The sequence below is a fragment of the Luteibacter sp. KNZ12-1A genome (genome assembly GCF_056755675.1).
In genome coordinates this window covers 1-1,459 of sequence record NZ_JBPGXU010000194.1, presented here as the reverse complement: position 1 = coordinate 1,459, position 1,459 = coordinate 1, and the positions used below count along the sequence as shown (strand labels likewise).

Annotated in this window: 1 protein-coding gene; it reads left to right on the top strand. The window is 66.3% G+C overall.

The annotated features are described in order from the left end of the window. Nucleotides 1–146: 146 nt before the first annotated feature. A complete protein-coding gene (locus tag ACR9ZJ_RS19300) occupies nucleotides 147–1,091 on the top strand; it encodes a cation diffusion facilitator family transporter (protein ID WP_481279991.1) in 945 nt (314 codons plus the stop codon). The last annotated feature ends 368 nt before the right edge of the window (nucleotides 1,092–1,459 follow it).

The following is a 1,459-nucleotide window of genomic DNA, read 5'->3' as shown; positions in this document are numbered from 1 at the left end:
GGGGGCCTGGGCGCGCACCGCGCCCACCGCCCCCCGGGCGGGCCCCCCCCAAAAAAACGGCCGCCCGGCGCGGGGGGGCCTTTTTGTTTGGCCAGGAGGGCTGCTACCTTCGAGGTGCATTCCGAAGTTGGCGAGGAATCCGCTTCATGGCCCATAGTTCACGACTCGTCGTCCATGCCGCGCTCGCGGCCAACGTCGGCATCGCCATCGCGAAGTTCGTCGCGGCGGCGGTCAGCGGCAGCTCCGCCATGCTCTCCGAAGGCGTGCATTCGCTGGTCGACAGCGTCAACGAGGTCCTGCTGCTATATGGACTTCGCCGCTCGCAGCGGCGGCCCGACCGGCAGCATCCGCTGGGTTTCGGGAGGGAGCTGTATTTCTGGAGCTTCATCGTCGCCTTGCTGGTGCTGGCGCTCGGCGCGGGCTTTTCGCTGTACGAGGGCGTCAATCACATTCTTTCCCCGGAACCGCTGCGCGACCCCACGCTGAACTACATCGTGCTCGCGGTCGGTGTGCTCTTCGAAGGCGCGTCCTGGTGGCTGTCGCTCAAGAGCGTGCAGCGGAAGAAGGGCAAGCTCGGCTACTTCGAGGCCTTCCGCAGTACGAAGGACCCGACGACGTTCTCCGTGCTGTTCGAGGACAGTGCCGCGCTGATCGGCCTCGCCATCGCGGCGATCGGCGTGTACCTGTCGCATGCACTGAACGATCCGCGCATCGATGGCTGGGCTTCCATCGGCATCGCGGTGGTGCTGGCGCTGGCCTCGGCGATGCTGGCGCGGGAGAGCAAGGCCCTGCTCATCGGCGAGCCCGCGCAGCCGCACCTGCTCGCCGACGTGTGTGGCATCGCCGGAAAAGTGGAAGGCGTGGAAGCGGTCAACGGCGTGCTCACCGTGCAGGTGGGGCCCGACCATGTGCTGGTGGCGCTGTCGGCCGCCTTCGACGACCGCCTGACCACGGTGGAGATCGAGCAGTGCGTGCGGACGATCGAGGCGCGGACGAAGGAAGCGAAGCTGCCGATCGTGGCGTTGTTCATCAAGCCGCAGACGCCGGAAAGCTGGCGCGAGCGCCTGCGCGAATTGGACGGCGAATCCTGACTGTCACCCATCGCCGCTGAAGCGGCTCCCACAACAGCGTCGGGTAGACCAGTCAGGAATAGACCTGGTGGGTTAGGAATAGACCTGGTGGGAGCCGACCTTGTCGGCGATCCCGCGGCAGCGGGCCAGGGTGAGGCAAGCACCCATCGCCGCTAAAGCGGCTCCCACAACAGCGTCGGGTAGACCAGTCAGGAATAGACCTGGTGGGTTAGGAATAGACCTGGTGGGAGCCGACCTTGTCGGCGATCCCGCGGCAGCGGGCCAGGGTGAGGCAAGCACCCGTCGCCGCGAAAGCGGCTCCCACAACAGCGTCGGGTAGACCAGTCAGGAATAGACCTGGTGGGTTAGGAATAGACCTGGTGGGAGCC

Coding starts and splice junctions, on each gene's coding strand:
- ACR9ZJ_RS19300 (WP_481279991.1), top strand. CDS start 147: ATGGCCCATAGTTCACGACTCGTCGTCCATGCCGCGCTCGCGGCCAAC.